Origin of the sequence: Couchioplanes azureus (genome assembly GCF_014648355.1) — a bacterium.
GTDB classification, from domain to species: domain Bacteria; phylum Actinomycetota; class Actinomycetes; order Mycobacteriales; family Micromonosporaceae; genus Actinoplanes; species Actinoplanes azureus.
In genome coordinates this window covers 1,547,753-1,564,899 of the sequence record NZ_BMQY01000001.1, presented here as the reverse complement: position 1 = coordinate 1,564,899, position 17,147 = coordinate 1,547,753, and the positions used below count along the sequence as shown (strand labels likewise).

Annotated in this window: 14 protein-coding genes; 3 read left to right on the top strand and 11 right to left on the bottom strand. The window is 71.8% G+C overall.

From position 1 onward, the window contains the following. Window positions 1-747 precede the first annotated feature (747 nt). The 5 genes from amcA to IEY99_RS07140 form a co-directional block, all read right to left on the bottom strand. A complete protein-coding gene (amcA, locus tag IEY99_RS07160; RefSeq protein ID WP_189200380.1) occupies window positions 748-963 on the bottom strand; it encodes a multiple cyclophane-containing RiPP AmcA in 216 nt (71 codons plus the stop codon). Then, complete coding sequence (gene amcB / locus IEY99_RS07155) at window positions 932-2,035, bottom strand: cyclophane-forming radical SAM peptide maturase AmcB (protein WP_189200749.1); 1,104 nt, start codon at window positions 2,033-2,035, stop codon at window positions 932-934. The genes amcA and amcB overlap by 32 nt, the downstream gene beginning before the upstream one ends. Window positions 2,036-2,327: 292 nt before the next feature. Further along, on the bottom strand, window positions 2,328-3,479 hold the full coding sequence (gene purM, locus IEY99_RS07150; RefSeq protein WP_189200378.1) for a phosphoribosylformylglycinamidine cyclo-ligase: 1,152 nt from the start codon (window positions 3,477-3,479) through the stop codon (window positions 2,328-2,330). Between the two features lie 90 nt (window positions 3,480-3,569). Continuing rightward, window positions 3,570-5,183 carry an amidophosphoribosyltransferase gene (gene purF, locus IEY99_RS07145; protein WP_189200376.1) on the bottom strand — a complete coding sequence of 538 codons (1,614 nt, stop codon included), beginning with the start codon at window positions 5,181-5,183 and terminating at the stop codon, window positions 3,570-3,572. A gap of 78 nt (window positions 5,184-5,261) precedes the next feature. Further along, window positions 5,262-5,624, bottom strand: coding sequence for a sterol carrier family protein (locus IEY99_RS07140; RefSeq protein ID WP_189200374.1), 363 nt, complete (start codon window positions 5,622-5,624; stop codon window positions 5,262-5,264). Between the two features lie 158 nt (window positions 5,625-5,782). On the opposite strand from IEY99_RS07140, the gene IEY99_RS07135 reads away from it, so the two are divergent. Then, window positions 5,783-8,092, top strand: coding sequence for a carboxypeptidase-like regulatory domain-containing protein (locus IEY99_RS07135; RefSeq protein WP_189200372.1), 2,310 nt, complete (start codon window positions 5,783-5,785; stop codon window positions 8,090-8,092). A gap of 175 nt (window positions 8,093-8,267) precedes the next feature. Here IEY99_RS07135 and purL read toward each other — a convergent pair whose 3' ends face one another. From purL to purS, 3 genes are read right to left on the bottom strand one after another with little or no spacing between them, the layout of a single operon-like run. Then, window positions 8,268-11,222, bottom strand: coding sequence for a phosphoribosylformylglycinamidine synthase subunit PurL (purL, locus tag IEY99_RS07130; RefSeq protein ID WP_373293293.1), 2,955 nt, complete (start codon window positions 11,220-11,222; stop codon window positions 8,268-8,270). Further along, complete coding sequence (purQ, locus tag IEY99_RS07125) at window positions 11,219-11,932, bottom strand: phosphoribosylformylglycinamidine synthase subunit PurQ (protein ID WP_189200370.1); 714 nt, start codon at window positions 11,930-11,932, stop codon at window positions 11,219-11,221. The genes purL and purQ overlap by 4 nt, the downstream gene beginning before the upstream one ends. Next, the gene (purS, locus tag IEY99_RS07120; protein ID WP_189200368.1) at window positions 11,929-12,195 is read right to left on the bottom strand and encodes a phosphoribosylformylglycinamidine synthase subunit PurS; all 267 of its coding nucleotides are present in this window, start codon (window positions 12,193-12,195) and stop codon (window positions 11,929-11,931) included. The genes purQ and purS overlap by 4 nt, the downstream gene beginning before the upstream one ends. Window positions 12,196-12,517: 322 nt before the next feature. Here purS and IEY99_RS07115 point away from each other — a divergent pair, with 322 nt between their 5' ends. After that, window positions 12,518-13,204: a S1 family peptidase gene (locus IEY99_RS07115; protein ID WP_189200366.1), complete on the top strand. Its 687-nt coding sequence runs from the start codon at window positions 12,518-12,520 to the stop codon at window positions 13,202-13,204. 62 nt (window positions 13,205-13,266) lie between these two features. Here the strand turns inward: IEY99_RS07115 and purB are convergent, their stop codons facing one another. The 3 genes from purB to IEY99_RS07100 are packed head-to-tail and all read right to left on the bottom strand — an operon-like array spanning window position 13,267 to window position 16,561. Then, window positions 13,267-14,688, bottom strand: a complete 1,422-nt coding sequence (gene purB, locus IEY99_RS07110; protein ID WP_189200364.1) for an adenylosuccinate lyase — start codon at window positions 14,686-14,688, stop codon at window positions 13,267-13,269. Then, window positions 14,685-16,031: an MFS transporter gene (locus tag IEY99_RS07105; protein WP_189200362.1), complete on the bottom strand. Its 1,347-nt coding sequence runs from the start codon at window positions 16,029-16,031 to the stop codon at window positions 14,685-14,687. The genes purB and IEY99_RS07105 overlap by 4 nt, the downstream gene beginning before the upstream one ends. Further along, window positions 16,028-16,561, bottom strand: coding sequence for an ArsR/SmtB family transcription factor (locus tag IEY99_RS07100; protein ID WP_189200360.1), 534 nt, complete (start codon window positions 16,559-16,561; stop codon window positions 16,028-16,030). Before IEY99_RS07100 ends, IEY99_RS07105 begins: the two co-directional genes overlap by 4 nt. A 131-nt stretch (window positions 16,562-16,692) precedes the next feature. Between IEY99_RS07100 and IEY99_RS07095 the strand changes: the two genes are divergently transcribed. After that, window positions 16,693-17,145 (top strand): SCP2 sterol-binding domain-containing protein, encoded by a 453-nt coding sequence (locus tag IEY99_RS07095; protein WP_189200359.1) that lies wholly within the window; start codon window positions 16,693-16,695, stop codon window positions 17,143-17,145. Window positions 17,146-17,147: the final 2 nt, after the last annotated feature.

The window sequence follows — 17,147 nt, the reverse complement described above, 5'->3', positions numbered from 1 at the left end:
ATGCCCGCGCGGTCTGACCGCACGGGCATCATGCCCGCCAGATAGCCTCCTCACCGCCGCCACCCCGCCCACCGCACACCCCCGTGCACCCGGGCCCCGGCAGCGGTCCACCACGCCCACCACCGGCTCCCCCACGCCCACCACCGGCCAAACCCCGGCAACGGCCACACGGACCCGGCACGAACCGGTGAGGCCACGCGGACCGGTGACGGCCCAGGCGCGGACCGGTGACGGCCCAGGCGCGGACCGGTGACGGCCCAGGCGCGGCCCGGTGACGGCCACGACGCTCGCCAACGGCTCACTAGAGTCCAGCGCGCCCCCACGATGCCGGCAACGGCTCAGGGCTCCCGCAACGACTCCCTACGCCCGGCGGCCGCTCACAGGGCCCGGCTACGGCTTCGCCACGCCCGGCGACGCCCCACTCGCGCCGGGCAACAGCTCGCACTGCGGCCCGCCTGCCCAGCCCATGTGCGGAATCGGTCTACGCCGATGCCTCCGCACGCGGGCAAGACCAGCCGTCCCGCGATGGCCGCCGGCCCCCGCGCGCCGCGGCAGCAGGACGACCAACCCACCACGCCGACGGCCCGACCAATCCCGCGGGACCACGGCAACAGGCCCACCGTCCCGCCGTGCCGGCGCGAACCCACCCCCTCACCCGGCGGCGGCGTCACCACGCCGGGAACGGCACCACCGGGGCGGTGCGCCACAGAACTCCTCTGTGCCCGTACTCGTATAAAAAAGACCGCCCTACCTCGGCCTGTTGTTCCAGTTGTAAAAGGTCGGGATGTTCTCGAAGTGGTTCCAGGCGCACACCGCCGACCCGTCCGACTCCGCGCGCTGCAGCCGCGCCTCCTGGGCCTCCTCGATCAGGGCGGCCAGGCCCGTGCGGGTGTCACGCACCCGGGCCGTCACGGGATCCGTCTCCGCGCGGTCAGACGGCCGTGGGCTCGTGATCTCGGGCATGGTCCAGCACTCCCTCCAGTAGGCGAATCTTGCTGTTCCGGCAGTGGTCCGTCGTCGTCACGTCGAACCGGCCCTGCTCGAAGTAGCGGTTGGCCGCGTGCGCACCGCCGCAGAAGCCGAAGTAGGGGCACTGCGCGCGGCAGGCTTCGACCCCGTCGAGGAACTCGCGGATCCACGGCGTCGCGGTGGCGGCGGCGAGGATCTCGGGTAGTGGGGTGGTCAGCACGTTGCCGCTGCTGAAGTCGCCGTAGCGGGGGTCCGAGAAGCCGGCCAGCTCGGGTGAGAGCAGCACCACGCTGCCGTCGTGGGCGACGGTCGGGATGGGGTCGAGGCGCCGGGGCAGCACGTCGTCGGCGGTGCCGTCGAGTACCGCCGCCGCGTAGCGTAGCGACCATTCGATCTCGCGGAGGTGGATGCGGGGGTCGCGGCGCCAGGCGGCGACGAGCTCGGCCCAGAAGGCGGTGACGTCCCGCTCGGGGTGCCGGTTGGTGCGGACGTTGACGCCTTCGAGCTCTTCGACGTTGATGCCGAGGACGTCGCAGCCGAGCTCGAGGAAGTACTCGTACAGCTCGGTCGCCAGCCCGGGCGCGGGGCGGCCGACCACGCAGAGAGCGGAGAACGGGATGCCGTGCCGCTTCAGCGCATCGACGCCACGGACGATCCGGTCGTAGGCCGGCTTGCCACCGAGAGTGACGCGGTCGCGGTTACGCATCTCGGGTCCGTCGACGCTCACGCTGACCCGCATCCCGTGCTCGGCGAAGAACTCGCACCACGCGTCGTCGATCAGGGTGGCGTTGGTCTGGATGTGGTGCTCGACGCCCGCGGCGAACGGCCGCATCAGCTCGGCCAGGTGGTTCCGGCCCGCGGCGAGCGGCTCACCGCCGTGCCACACCACCGAGAATCTTCCGGTACGGGCCCACTCGTCCACACCCGCAGCAACGGCGCGGGCGACCTCGACGGGCATCTTCCGGTCCGCCCGCCGCAACGGCAGGTAGCAGTAGGAACAGTCGAGATTGCAGAGCGTGGTGGGCTGCATGACCACGTAGGTGGGAACCGTGGCGATCCCGCGCATGCCACTCCAGGGAACTCCCACGGCCACCTCCGTCCACGCCGTCGTCGACTCAGGCCAGGCTAGGTGCCGACGTCCACCCGAGTCTGCACCGCCCCTCCCATCCACGACCAAAGGTGCCGCGGGCATCACGACATCGACACGCGTGGATCATTGCACACGAAGCGCGAGAAACCTCCGATTCGAGACCTCTCTGTCACCGGCCCGGGCACACCCGGCGGGCCTGCGCTCCGGGCTTGACGGCACATGGTTGCGCCGGTGCCCAGCTGCGGGGACACCGGCGCGTTCGGGCGGTTCAGCCCCGGGTGTACTGGCCCATCATCTGCACCTGGCCGGTGCCCTCGATGACCTCGCCGACCTGCCAGGCCTCGACGCCCCGGCCGGTCAGGTAGGCCATGGCCCGGTCCGCGTCGTCGGAGGAGACGATCGCGAACATGCCCACGCCCATGTTGAAGGTGGCCTCCATCTCGACGTCCTCGATGCGGCCCTTCGCCTGGATCAGGTCGAAGATCGACTGCGGTCGCCAGGAGGAGCGGTCCACCACCGCGTCGACGTGCTCCGGCAGGATGCGGACCAGGTTGCCCGGGATGCCGCCGCCGGTGACGTGGGAGAACGCGCGGACGTCGGTTTCCTCGATGAGGCCGAGGCAGTCCTTGGCGTAGATCTTGGTGGGGGTGAGCAGCTCCTCGCCGAGGGTCCGCTGCTTGCCGAAGTCCTCCACGACCGTGTCGAGGCGCATGCGGCCCGCGCCGAGCAGCACGTGGCGCACCAGCGAGTAGCCGTTGGAGTGCAGGCCCGACGAGCGCATGGCGATGACCGCGTCGCCGATCTCGACGCGGTGGGCGCCGAGGATCTCGCTCTCCTCGACGACGCCGACGCCGGTCGCGGAGACGTCGTACTCGTCGGGGCGCAGGACGCCCGGGTGCTCGGCCGTCTCGCCGCCGAGCAGGGCGCAGCCGGCGTACCGGCAGCCGTCGGCGATGCCGGCGCCGATCTCGGCGACCTTGTCCGGCACGACCTGGCCGCAGGCGATGTAGTCGAGCAGGAAGAGCGGCTCGGCGCCGCAGGCGACCAGGTCGTCGACCACCATGGCGACGAGGTCGATGCCGATGGTGTCGTGGATGTCGAGCTGCTGCGCGATGACCAGCTTGGTGCCGACGCCGTCGGTCGACGAGGCGAGGATCGGGCTCTTGTACTTCTGCGTGTCGAGCTTGAACAGCCCGGCGAAGCCGCCCAGGTCACCCATCACCTCGGGGCGGGTGGTCTTCTTGACCTTCGACTTGAGCAGCTCGACCGCGCGCTCGCCGGCGTGGATCGAGACGCCGGCGTCCGCGTACGTCACCGTGCGCTTGCGGGCGCTGCGGGCGGACCCCGCCGACCACGGCTGACGGTCGCCGCCCTCGGCGCCGTTCGATCCGGCACTGCTGCGCTCGGACACGTGCGTCACGGTTCTCCCCTTTGGTGGTGGTGCTGCTCGGCTGGGCCGCTGGTTTCGACGTCTGACGGTGGTGCGATGGTTCCGTTCGGGCTCGGAAGCTTACGGGCGGTGCAGGGCGTCGACCCCGCCCGGGCTGCCGACCAGCGGTGGCGCCGGCTCTCGCTCGCTCTCGGCGTACTGCTCATCCTCGTACTCCTGCTCGAGTCCGGCCACCGCCGCGGAGGCCGCCTCCGGCGAGGCGTCAGGCATCGAGGCCCGCTTGCCGACGCTTTCCAGCAGGTGCTTGCCGATCAGGTGGCCGGCCGGGAGCTCGATCGGATACTGCCCATCGAAGCAGGCCATGCAGAGTCGTGTCTTCGGCTGCTCGGTCGACTGAACCAGACCGTCCAGCGAAACGTATCCCAGGCTGTCGGCGCCGATCGAGCGGCGGATGCCGTCGATCTCCAGGCCGTTGGCGATCAGCTCGGCGCGGGTGGCGAAGTCGATGCCGTAGAAGCACGGCCACTTGACCGGCGGGGAGGAGATGCGGACGTGGACCTCGAGGGCGCCGGCCTCGCGCAGCATGCGGATCTGGGCCCGCTGGGTGTTGCCGCGCACGATCGAGTCGTCGATGACCACGATGCGCTTGCCCCGGACGACCTCGCGCAGCGGGTTCAGCTTCAGCCGGATGCCGAGCTGGCGGATGGTCTGCGAGGGCTGGATGAAGGTGCGGCCCACGTACGCGTTCTTCATGAAGCCCGCGCTGTACGGAATGCCGGACTCCTCCGCATATCCGATGGCCGCCGGGATGCCGGACTCCGGCACGCCGATGACCAGATCGGCCTCGACCGGGTGCTCCTTCGCCAGGCGGCGGCCGACCTCGACGCGGGCGGCGTAGATGTTGCGGCCGGCGATCGTGGTGTCCGGGCGGGCGAGGTACACGTACTCGAAGAGGCAGCCCTTGGGCTCGGGCACCGCGAACCGGGTCGACCGCAGGCCGTGCTCGTCGATCGCGAGGATCTCGCCGGGCTCCACCTCGCGCACGAAGCTGGCGCCGACGATGTCGAGCGCGGCGGTCTCGCTGGCCACCGCCCAGCCCCGCTCCATCCGGCCGAGCACCAGCGGGCGCACGCCCTGGGGGTCGCGCGCCGCGTACAGCGTGCTCTCGTCCATGAAGACGAAGCTGAACGCGCCCCGCAGCCGCGGCAGCACCTCCATGGCCGCGGCCTCGACCGACAGGTCGGGGCGGCTGGCCAGCAGCGTCGTCACCAGGGCGGTGTCGGAGGTGGCGGCGGTGTCGGCCTCGAGCCCGCGCTCGGCGATCTCGCGGGCCAGCTCCGCGGTGTTGACCAGGTTGCCGTTGTGCGCGAGCGCGATCGTCGTGCCGGCCGTCGTGGCGCGGATCGTGGGCTGGGCGTTCTCCCAGTTGGAACCGCCGGTGGTGGAGTAACGCGTGTGACCGATGGCGAGATGGCCGCGCAGGCTCGCCAGGGTCGGCTCGTCGAAGACCTGGGAGACCAGGCCGAGATCCTTGTAGACCACGACACCCGAACCGTCACTGACGGCGATGCCGGCGGCCTCCTGGCCGCGGTGCTGCAGTGCGAAGAGGCCGAAATAGGTAAGTTTCGCGACCTCTTCCTCGGGGGCCCAGACGCCGAAGACGCCGCAGGCATCCTGGGGTCCGCGGTCCTGGGGGTCGAGATCGTCGGTCAACAGGCCGTCGCCTCGGGGCACGCGCTTGCTCCCTCATGCTGATCTGCTCGGACATGCTGGTCTGTTCCGACGGCCCAGTGTACGCGAGGTGACGAGGGTTCAGCTCGGGTGCACAGGGAGGTACGGCGCCAGATCGGTGCGTATTCCGCTGGCCCGTACCCGTCCGGAATCCACCGCATCGGCCCAGGCCAGACGGCCCGTTGCGACGAGTAGCCAGGTCAGCGGATCGGTCTCGACCACATTGGGCGGTGTGCCGCGGGTGTGCCGCGGGCCGGCGACACACTGAATAGCACCGAAAGGTGGAATACGGACCTCCACCGATCGGCCCGGGGCGGTTCGGGCCAGCTCGGACAGGAGCGCTCGCACAGCGTCACGGAGCACCGCACGGTCGGGTTCGCCGCCGCCGTCCAGCGCGTCCAACGCCGCGCCGACCGACTCGGATTTATTGTGCGCAGGAGACACGTCGGGACAATACGACCCGGCGAATGGACACAACCCGGCGGGCCTGGGTCGCGCAGACGACCTCCGACAGGGCATAGTGGCCGACGGTGTGTACTCGTCGCGGAATCCAGGGCACCTCCAAGACAGCCCGGGGACCGCGCGACCGGAAGGCGGTGGACGTGATAACGCACCTACGAGCCCGGGCTGTCCAGGCCGGTGCGTTCCTGGCCGTGGTCGGTGGCGTCCTCATCGCCGCACCTCCGGCGGCACTCGCGGCGGAGCCCCAGGTTTCGATCAGCAGCCTGTCGCCGGGAGAGATCCCCGCGGGCGGCACGACCACGCTGGTCTTCACCGTCGCCAACAACAACCTGGACACGCCCGGTGCCCCGGATGGCGTCAAGGTGGTCGTCCAGGCCGAGGGCATGACCTGCTCCGGGCAGTGCAACTTCGACGACAAGGTGCAGCCCGGAAAGAACAAGGAGTTCAAGGCCACCCTCACCGCGGGCGCTGTCGAGCCAGGACGGTCGAAGAGCGCCCAGGTGCAGGTCACCGCCACGATCGGCACCGAGACCGGCGGCGCCAGCCGGGCCGTCACCGTGCGCGGCCCGGAGAAGCCTCAGGCGGTCCGGCAGGTCAGCGGCAAGGTCAAGGACCAGGACGGCAAGGCCGTGCCGGGCGCCACCGTGGCGCTGCAGGACAGCCAGGGCCACAACTACACCGCCACGACCAACGGCGACGGCGGCTACTTCTTCACGTCCTCCGACAGCGCCCCCATCGCGCCCGGAAAGCTGATCGTCGGTGCGGCCAAGCCCGGCTACGTGGCCGCGACGGCCGAGGCGCAGGGCGCCGGCGGCAAGTCCGTCACCATTCCGCTGACCATCAAGCTCACCGCGGCGCCGACCAAGGCTTCCCCGACGGCCACGCCGACCCCCTCGGCCGCGCCCAGCACCGAGGCGGCCGACGAAGAGACCGCGGCCGCCACCGAGGAGACCGCCGCCACTCTGCAGGCGGAGAAGACGTCCGGCGACGACGAGGGCTCGGGATCGCTGCTGTTCATCATCGTCGGCGGCCTGCTCGTCGCGGCGGGCATCGGCGCCATCGTGCTCGTGGTCATGCGCCGCAAGAACAACCCGGACGAGACGGACGAGCCGGGCATCAAGGACAACGACCGCTCCGCGGCGCCGGGCCAGGCCCGATTCGGCGACCTCGACGAGACCCGCATGGCGTCGGCCGCGGGCGGCCGCGGCGGCGACGCGACGATGATCGCGCCGCGTTCCGGCGCGCCGTCCATGGTGGACGCCCCGACGATGATCCACCGGACGCCCCCGATCGAGCCGGTCGACGAGTTCCCGGATCCGTACGGCGCCCCCCTGCCGCAGAACGGCGCGTACAACGCCCCGGGCGGCTGGGGAGCCACCCCGGCGGCCGGCGCGGCCGGAGTGGCGGGCGCCGCCGGAGTGGCCGGAGCCGCCGGCACCTACGGCGCGGCAACCCAGTTCGGCGGCGCGCCCGTGCCCGCCCAGAGCGGCGGCTACGACGGATACGACGACCAGGGCGGCTACGGGCCGGGCGCCGGCGACCAGCAGCGCTACGACGAGCCCACCGGCATGTACCGCCCGGAGGCCGGCTTCGACGAGCGCGGCGGCCACGGCGACCAGGGCGGTTACGGCGCGGAGCAGGGCTACGACGACGGTTACCGCGGCGACTACGCGAGCCGGGGCCAGCAGGGCGGCGCGTACCAGGGCGGCGGCTACCAGGGCGACGGCTACGGCCAGCAGCCCGGTGACCAGGGCGGTTACGGCGCCTGGGACGGCACCGGCGGCGGCATCGACAGCGGCAACGCCTACGGCCCCCCGCCCGGCGGAGGCAACGCCTACGGCTCCCCCGCCGGCGCCGCGTACGGGTCTCCGGCCGCCGGCGGCAACGCCTACGGCTCCCCGGCGGGCGGCGGCAACGCCTACGGGCCGCGGGCCGGCGGTGGCACCTACGGCGGAGGCCAGGGCGCCTATGGCGATGGCCCGCAGGGCGGGACCTACGGCGGCGGCCCGCAGGGCGGGACCTACGGCGGCGGCCCGCAGGGCGGGACCTACGGCGAGGGCGGCACCTACGGCGGTGCACCCACCGGTGGCACCTACGGCGGCGGCCAGGGCGGCTACAACGGCGACGGCACCTACGGCGGAGGAACGTACGGCGGCGGCCAGGGCGGCTACGACGACGACCGCGGCGCCAACGTCTACAGCGGCGCCCCGCAGGCCGGCAACGCTTACGGTGGCGCACCGCAGGGCGGCACCTACGGCGGGAGTGGCCAGGGCGGCGGCACCTACGGTGGCGGCCAGGGTGGCTACGGTGACCAGGGCGGCTACGACCAGCGCGGCGGATCCTACGGCTCCTACGGCGGTGACCAGGGTCGCGGCGGCGCACCGCGGCAGCAGCCCCCGCAGGGTTCACACCCCGGGCAGCGCCGCTCGGGCGAATGGATGGACGACTGACAGCCCCGCTCCACGCCGGCTGAAACGACGCGGGCCGGTCCTGTCCGAATGACAGGACCGGCCTTCTTCATGGCTCTGCCGGCTTCGAGTCCCGCTGGCTCCGGGTTCGCTTCCGGGATACAGAAACGCCACGGCGATGGTCGCCGTGGCGTTTCGTGGTTGGCGCTCTGGATCGTCAGGCCTTGGCCTCCGGGCCGCCCGGCTCGGCGTCGGTGCCCCCGGCGTGCGGCGCGTCGGTGCCCTCGGCGCGCGGCGCGTCGGTGGACGTGATGTCCGGTGCCGGCGGGGCCTCCAGGTTCGAGGCCGCCGGCTCGGTCGCCTCGTCCGATGCCGTCCCGAGGTGGGTGCGGTCGGCGGCTGACTCCGTCGCTGTTGCCGGGCTCTTCGCGGCCTGGTCCTGCTCGGTCGGCGCGGGGATCTCCGCGACCTCACCCGCCGGGCCGGTCGGGACGTCCTCGGCTGCCGGCTCCGAAAGGGCGGTCGGGTGAGGTCCGGGCACGCCGGCGAGGTGCACGCCGTTGGCCGTTGCCGGGGTGGACAGCGGCTCGCTGATCTCCAGCGTCACCGAGCGGCCCTTCTCGGCCTCGGCGCCGGTCAGCGACTCGTCGCCGGTCCCCGGCGATGCCGGGTCGCCGGTGGCCAGCGATGCCTGATCGCCGGCGTCCGGGGATGCCGGATCGCCGACCACCGGGGATGCCGGCGCCGGACGCGGGCCGAGCTCGGCCGGGCCGCCGAAGAGGTTGCGCATCGTCGAGGTGAACGCCTCGCGCAGCTCGTCCAGGCCGATCGTGAACTGGTTCTGGATCTCGAGGGCCGGCTCGTTCGTGGTGACGCCGATCGGGGTGCACGGCACGCCGTGCTCCGCCGCGAGGGCTGCGAACGCCATGTCGTGACCCCTCGGCACCGCGACCAGCACCCGGCCCGCCGACTCGCTGAAGAGCCAGACGAACGGGGTCGTCGCCTCGTGGTCCGGGAGGGTGATGCGGGCGCCGACGTTGCGACGCAGGCAGGACTCGACCAGGACCTGCGAGAGGCCGCCGTCCGAGAGGTCGTGCGCGGCCACCACGTGCTCGCGCTCCGACGCCTGCGCCAGGAGCCGGCCGAGCCGCTGCTCGTGGGCCAGGTCGACCTTCGGCGGGCGGCCGCCGAGGTGACCGTGGGTGACCCACGCCCACTCGGAGCCGGACAGCTCGCATTCGGTGGTGCCGAGCAGGAACAGCAGGTCGCCGTCCGCGGACGGCGGCGGCGGGAAGCCCATCGGCACGCGCCGCGCCACGTCCTGCAGGACGCCGAGCACGCCGACCACCGGAGTCGGGTGGATGGCGGCGGCGCCGGTCTGGTTGTAGAAGCTGACGTTGCCGCCGGTCACCGGGATGCCGAGCTGCTGGCAGCCGTCGGCCAGGCCGCGTACGGCCTCGGCGAACTGCCACATCACGGACGGGTCCTCGGGGGAACCGAAGTTGAGGCAGTCGGTGACGGCGATGGGCTCGGCGCCGGTCACCGCGACGTTCCGGTAGGCCTCGGCGAGGCTCAGCTTGGCGCCCTCGTACGGGTCGAGGCGCGCGAACCGGCCGTTGCCGTCGACGGAGAGCGCGACACCGAGGCCGGTGCGCTCGTCGATGCGCAGCACGCCGGCGTCCTCGGGCTGGGCGAGCACGGTGTTGCCGAGCACGTACCGGTCGTACTGCTCGGTGACCCACGTCTTGTCGCACAGGTTCGGCGAGGCGACCATGCGCAGGACGGTCTCGCGCAGTTCCTCCGGAGTCGCCGGACGCGGCAACGTCTCGGCGCGGTCGGCCTGCAGCAGGATGAGGTCGGCGGGCTCCCTGATCGGGCGCGCGTAGACCGGGCCGTCGTCGGCGAGCGAGCCGGGCGGCACGTCGACGACGATGTGGTCGTTCCAGCTGATCACCAGGCGGCCGGGCTGGCCCGGGGCCTCGCTCGGGGTCACCTCGCCGATGGCGGTGGCCCAGACGCCCCACTTCTCGGCGACGGCGAGCACCTGATCGAGCTTCTCCGGCGCGACGATCAGCAGCATGCGCTCCTGCGACTCGCTGGCCAGGATCTCGGTGGGCGACATCGACGCCTCGCGCAGCGGCACGCGCTCCAGCCAGACCCGCATGCCGGTGCCGGCGGCGGCCGCGGTCTCGGTGAGCGCGCAGGTCAGGCCGGCGCCGCCGAGGTCCTGGATGCCGACCACCAGGCCGGCGTCGTACAGCTCGAGGCAGCTCTCGATGAGCAGCTTCTCCATGAACGGGTCGCCGACCTGCACCGACGGGCGGCGCTGCTCGGCGCCCTCGTCGAAGGTGGCGGAGGCGAGCACCGAGACGCCGCCGATGCCGTCGCGGCCGGTCCGCGCGCCGAGCAGCACGACGACGTTGCCGACGCCGGCCGCTTCCTTGCGCTGCAGCCGCTCGACCGGCAGTACGCCGATGGACAGGGCGTTGACCAGAGGATTGCCCTGGTAGCACGGGTCGAAGACGATCTCGCCGCCGATGTTGGGCAGGCCGAGGCAGTTGCCGTACCCGCCGATGCCGGCCACCACGCCGGGCAGCACGCGGGCCGTGTCGGGGTGGTCCGCGGCGCCGAAGCGTAGCGGGTCCATCACCGCGACCGGGCGCGCGCCCATGGCGAGGATGTCGCGCACGATGCCGCCGATGCCGGTCGCCGCGCCCTGGTACGGCTCGACGTAGCTGGGGTGGTTGTGCGACTCGACCTTGAAGGTGACGGCGAGGTCCTCGGAGATCTGCACCACGCCGGCGTTCTCGCCGATGCCGGCGAGCATCCGGGTGTTCTTCGGTGCCTTCTCGCCGAACTGGCGCAGGTGCACCTTGCTCGACTTGTACGAGCAGTGCTCGCTCCACATGATCGAGTACATCGCCAGCTCGGAGGCCGTCGGGCGGCGCCCGAGGATCTGCCGGATGCGGTCGTACTCGTCGTCCTTGAGGCCCAGCTCGGTGTGCGGCTGGAGGTCGTCCGGGGTGTCGAACGCCTGCTGGACGGTGTCCACCGAGCCGAACTCGTCGACCAGCACGTCGGTCGCGGCGAAGCCGCTGCGCGCGGGCGGCTGGGTCGGCACCCCGCTCGGCGCCGCGGCGCCGCTGGTGGCGGTGTCGGGCTGGGTGGTCATCGCTGGGCTCCCCCTGTGAGCTGCCCGCCCGCGGCCGTTCCGGCCAGGTGCCGCAGGGCGGAGGTGAAGAAGCCGAGGCCGTCGAGCGACGGGCCGGTCAGCGCCTCCACCGCGTGTTCCGGATGCGGCATGATGCCGACCACGTTGCCGGCCTCGTTGGTGATCGCGGCGATGTCCCGCTGCGACCCGTTCGGGTTACCGCGGATGTAGCGGGCGACGATCCGGCCCTCCGCCTCCAGCTCGTCGAGCGTCCGCTCGTCGGCCACGTAGCAGCCCTCGCCGTTCTTGACCGGGATGAGAATCTCCTGGCCGTCGGTGAAGCTGTTGGTCCACGCCGTCGGCGCGCCGGAGATGCGCAGATACTGGTCGCGGTTGCGGAAGTGCAGGTGCTGGTTGCGGGTGAGCGCGCCGGGCAGCAGGTGGGCCTCGCAGAGGATCTGGAAGCCGTTGCAGATGCCCAGCACGGGCAGTCCGCCGCGCGCCGCGTCGGCGATGGTCTCCATGACCGGGGCAAACCGGGCAATGGCGCCGCAGCGCAGCGCGTCGCCGTAGGAGAACCCGCCGGGCAGGACCACGGCGTCGACGCCGTGCAGGTCCGGGTCGCCGTGCCAGAGGCGCACGGCCTCGCCGCCGGCGATGCGGACGGCGCGGGCGGCATCGCCGTCGTCGAGCGAACCCGGGAAGGTGACGACTCCGATCCGCATGGTCACGCGCTCATCTGCGCGGCGTCACCGGCCGGCTCCTCGACCCGGATCGAGAAGTCCTCGATGACCGGGTTGGCCAGCAGCTTGTCGGCGATCTCCCGGGCGGTGTCGAGATCGGGTGCACCGGCGAATTCGATCTCGATGCGACGCCCGATGCGTACGGAGGAGACCTCGCTGACGCCGAGGCGCGGCAGCGCGTTGGCGACCGCCTGGCCCTGCGGATCGAGGATCTCCGGCTTGAGCATGACGTCGACGACGACGCGAGCCACGGGCACTCCTGACTGTATAGGCGCGCAGTTGGGTGGCCCTCTAAGGGGCGAGCGGCCAAAGCCTACCCTGTACGGCCGCCGATCGACCCATCGGCCGGTGTCGGCAGCCTGACGCTAACCGGGCTGAGCTGGGGATCTGGATGGTGATCTACACCACGTGATGATCACTGAGCGCGGCCGCTCGGCGACTTCTCGTCATACCCGTGCCATCACACGGTGATAGGTCTCAATTGAAATGTTGTTGCAAAACGACGGCCATCCTACGTTCATTCGATCAAGCTCGATGCCAGATCGCATCGACGGAATCGGAAGGGAGTCCGGCGTGCGCATCCGCATCGCTGTCGCCTCACTGGCCACCGCCCTCACCGGCGTCCTCGCCGTCCCCGCCGCCGCCACCGCCGCCGTGGACGACGGCCCGCAGCGCATCATCGGCGGCAGCACGGTCTCCTCGGCGCCGTGGGCCGCCGCCGTCTTCAGCGACGGCGAGTTCTTCTGCTCCGGCACGATCATCTCGCCCAACTACGTGCTCACCGCGGCCCACTGCATCGAAGGCTCGATGTCGGTGCGCATCGGCAGCGTGAACCGGACCTCGGGTGGTGTGACGCGCACGGTCACCTCCGTCAAGACCCGCTACGACCTCGCGCTGATGCGGCTGAGCAGCTCGGTGTCGACGAGCTACGTGTCGCTGTCCAGCTCCTACCCGCCGGTGGGGTCGACGACCTCGCTCTACGGCTGGGGCCGGACCTGCTACAGCGGCTGCGACGCGTCGACCATCCTCAAGACCGCGGACGTCGAGGTCACCACGACCCGCGAGACCGACGCGTACGGCGGGCGCGCGATCGCCAGCACCGGCATCGACGGCGCCGCGTGGCGTGGCGACTCGGGCGGTCCGCAGTTCTACAACGGCGTCCAGGTCGGCGTCGCCTCGCTGGCGGACGGCGTGAGCGATCAGTACTACGGCAGCGTGGCCTACAACCGGTCGTGGATCCGCTCCATCGCGGGCGTCTGACCAGCACGGCATCGACGGCGCGAGGCGGACTCCGCCGCTCCTGCGAACCGGCCCCGGTCCCGTCAGAGGATCGGGGCCGGTTTGTAGCCGGCGGCCTCCGGGTGCGCCTCGACGATCCGCGCGACCCGGTCGGCGACGGCCCGCACCTGTGCGGGCGCGGCGCCCACGAAGGCCGCGCGGTCCGCCACCAGGGCGTCGATCTCGGCGCGGGTCAGTTCCAGCCGGCCGTCCTCCGCGAGGCGGTCGAAGAGGTCGTTCTCGGCGACGCCCTTCTCCCGCATGGCGAGCGCCATGCCCACCGCGTGCTCCTTGATGACCTCGTGCGCGACCTCCCGGCCGACGCCCTTGCGCACCGCCGCGACCAAAATCTTCGTCGTCGCCAGGAAGGGCAGGAACCGGTCCAGCTCGCGGGCGACCACCGCCGGATATGCCCCGAACTCGTCGAGGACGGTCAGGAACGTCTGGAACAGGCCGTCGGTGGCGAAGAACGCGTCCGGCAGGGCCACCCGGCGCACGACCGAACAGGAGACGTCGCCCTCGTTCCACTGGTCGCCGGCCAGCTCGCCGACCATCGAGAGGTAGCCGCGGACGATCACGGCGAGCCCGTTGACCCGCTCCGACGAGCGGGTGTTCATCTTGTGCGGCATCGCCGAGGAGCCCACCTGGCCCGGCTTGAAGCCCTCGGTGACCAGCTCCTGGCCGACCATGAGCCGGATCGTGGTGGCCAGCGACGACGGCGCGGCGACGACCTGGGCCAGCGCGGACACCACGTCGAAGTCCAGCGAGCGCGGGTAGACCTGGCCGACGCTGGTCAGCACCCGCTCGAAGCCCAGGTGCCGGGAGACCTTGCGCTCCAGCTCCGCCAGCTTCTCCGCGTCGCCGTCGAGCAGGTCGAGCTGGTCGGCGGCCGTGCCGACCGGGCCCTTGATGCCGCGCAGCGGATAGCGGGCGATGAGATCGTCGAGCCGCTCGTACGCGATCAGCAGCTCCTCCGCCGCGCTCGCGAACCGCTTGCCCAGCGTGGTGGCCTGCGCGGCGACATTGTGCGAACGACCGGTCATCACCAGGTCGCTGTGCTCGAGCGCCCGCTCGGCGAGCCGCGCGAGGGTCGTGACGACGCGACCGCGGACCAGCTCCAGCGAGGCGCGGATCTGCAGCTGCTCGACGTTCTCCGTGAGATCGCGCGAGGTCATGCCTTTGTGGACATGCTCGTGCCCGGCGAGCGCGCTGAACTCCTCGATGCGGGCCTTCACGTCGTGGCGGGTGACCCGCTCACGCTCGGCGATGCGGCGCAGGTCGACGTCGTCCACCACCCGCTCGTACGCCTCGACGACCCCGTCGGGCACCGCGACGCCGAGGTCGCGCTGGGCGCGCAGGACGGCGAGCCACAGCCGGCGCTCCATCCGGATCTTCTCCTCGGGCGACCAGAGGGCGGCGAGATCGGCGGAGGCATAGCGGCTGGCGAGGACGTTCGGGATGCTCACGCGGCCAATTCTTCCATGGGCTCCGCCGCGCTCGGCGCGCCCTGTGGACAGCGGTGCCGCAGGCCGCGGACCTCGCGACTGCTCAGCATGCCGAGCACCGCGAGCGCAACGAGGCAGGCGGCGCCGACCAGCGTCGCCTGGACGCCGACGGCCTCCGCGACCGGCCCGGCGGCGACCTGACCCACCGGAATCGCCACGAACGACCCGACCATGTCGTACGAGTACACGCGCGCGAGCCGATCGGCGGGAACGTGTTCCTGCACGCTCGTCTCCCAGGCGACGACGAACTGCTCGATGGTGAACCCGGCGACGAACGCGGCGGCGACCAGCAGGCCCAGACGTGGGGCGAGCCCGAGCGTGAGCAGCGGCAGCACCTCGAAGCCGGTGCAGAGCACGCCGATGAGCAACAGCCGCCGTGCCCGGACCCGCATCGCCACGACCGCGCCGAGCACCATGCCGGCGGTCTGGGCGGCGAGCACGAAGCCCCAGGCCTGACGGCCCACGGTCTGGTCGGCCACCAGGGGCCCGAGCACGTTGATGCCGCCGCTGAGGCAGGCGTTGATCAGACAGAAGGCGGCCACGACGACCCACAGCCAGGTCCGCGACCGGAACTCGCTCCAGCCCTCCCGCAGATCCGTCACCATGCCGGTCTTCCCGGCCGGTCCCCCGCCGACGGGCGCGGGACCGGCCTGTCGCGCGTTCGGCTCCGCACCGGCCGGCGTGGGGCTGCAACTCCGCACGTCCGGCTTCTGATGTCCCGGGCGGGGGCCGATGCGCAGGAACGCGAAGCAGGCCGCGGACAACAGGAAGCTCAGCGCGTCGACCGCGATGCCCCAGCCGGGGCCGGTGGTGGCAACGAGGATGCCTCCGACCGGTGCGCCGACGATGTAGGCGCCGTTGAACACCAGGCGGTTGAGCCCGTTGGCCTGCTGGCGGTGCTCGGCGGGGACGAGCTGCGGAAGGATCGCCGAGGAGGCCGGCAGCGCCACGGCAGCGACCATGCCGTTGACCGCGGAGAGGGCGATCAACAGCGGCACTGTCGCCGTACCCGTCAGCACCAGAGCCGCCACCGCGCCCTGGGTGACCGCCGCCGCGAGGCCCGACCCGACCATGAGCAGGCTCTTCGGCAGCCGGTCGGCGAGCGCGCCCGCGACGAGCAGGACGAGCACGTGCGCGAGCATCCGGGAGCCCAGGACGAGGCCCAGGTCGCCGGCCGAGCCGGTCAGGTCCAGTACGGCGAAGGCGAGCGCGACCGGGGCGATCGCGTTGCCGAGCGCGGTGATGGTGCGGCCGGCGAGCAGCCGGCGGAACCCGGCATGACGCAGGGGCGCGAGGGTGCTCACGATTCGTCCATCCGGAACATCGCGATCGTGGTGCTCGTACGGATGGTGCCGGGGCTGCGGGGAGCGCGGGCCGCATCGTGCAGGTCGCGGCTCGCCTGGCCGATGCGGTCGCGGATCTCGCGGAACACCTCGGGCTCGACCCACAGCTCGGCATCGGTCATGGCACCGCCGAAGGACCAGTCGGCCTCGGCGGTACGCCGGATCAGCTCGTTGGCCACGGCGGCGAACAGCGCGCGCTGGGTGTCCGCGCCGGTGGCCTGGTAGCTGTCGTGGTCCCGTTCGCGGTCGCGCAGCGCGTCGTAGCGGTAACGCTTGGCAACTCCGCCCCGGATCCGCTCCTCCCCGTCCGGCACGATCAGCCCGCCGGCCAGCAGGGTGCGCAGGTGGTAGCTGGCGTTCGCGTGGGTGAGGCCGAGTTCGCGGGCCACGTCGGAAGCGGTGAGCGCCGAGCCGGTGAGCAGAGACAGGATGCGCAGCCGCACGGGATGGGCCAGGGCCCGGAGCGCGGCCTGCTCGTCACCCACGGACATGGCGGGAAGACTAGAAGAGACGGGGCTCACTGTCCAACGGTTATTGGGGGGTTGAGAGACTGCACTTCGACGCAGGTAGTCGCTAAGGTTACTCGTGAGTAGGTCTGGCGCTCATCCCGAAAGGTCCACCGATGACTGAATTCAACCCCGAGTCGCTCGCCTCGATCGGTCCGAAGGAGTTCGCCGCCCTGGTGAAGTCCACCCCGGACTCGAAGATCGCTGAGGTCATGGGCTCGGACAACCGTGGCAAGGTTCTCGACGAGGTCTTCAACCGGATGCCCGCGCTGTTCCGCGCGGACCGGGCCGGTGCGACCCAGGCGGTCATCCACTGGAACATCACCGGCGGCCCCGGCGGTGGCACCGACACCTACGAGACGGTGATCGAGAACGGCGCCTGCACCGTGACCAACCAGCCCGTCCGCGAGCCCAAGCTCGCCATGACGATGGACCCGGTGACCTTCCTGAAGGTCGTCACGGGCGACGGCAACCCGATGATGATGTTCATGACCGGCAAGATCAAGGCGAAGGGCGACCTCGCCCTGGCCGCCCAGGTGGCCAAGCTCTTCGACATCCCGAAGGGCTGAGA

Coding starts and splice junctions, on each gene's coding strand:
- purL (WP_373293293.1), bottom strand. CDS start 11,222: ATGACCACCCAGCCCGACACCGCCACCAGCGGCGCCGCGGCGCCGAGC.
- IEY99_RS07095 (WP_189200359.1), top strand. CDS start 16,693: ATGACTGAATTCAACCCCGAGTCGCTCGCCTCGATCGGTCCGAAGGAG.
- IEY99_RS07100 (WP_189200360.1), bottom strand. CDS start 16,561: ATGTCCGTGGGTGACGAGCAGGCCGCGCTCCGGGCCCTGGCCCATCCC.
- amcA (WP_189200380.1), bottom strand. CDS start 963: ATGCCCGAGATCACGAGCCCACGGCCGTCTGACCGCGCGGAGACGGAT.
- amcB (WP_189200749.1), bottom strand. CDS start 2,035: ATGCGCGGGATCGCCACGGTTCCCACCTACGTGGTCATGCAGCCCACC.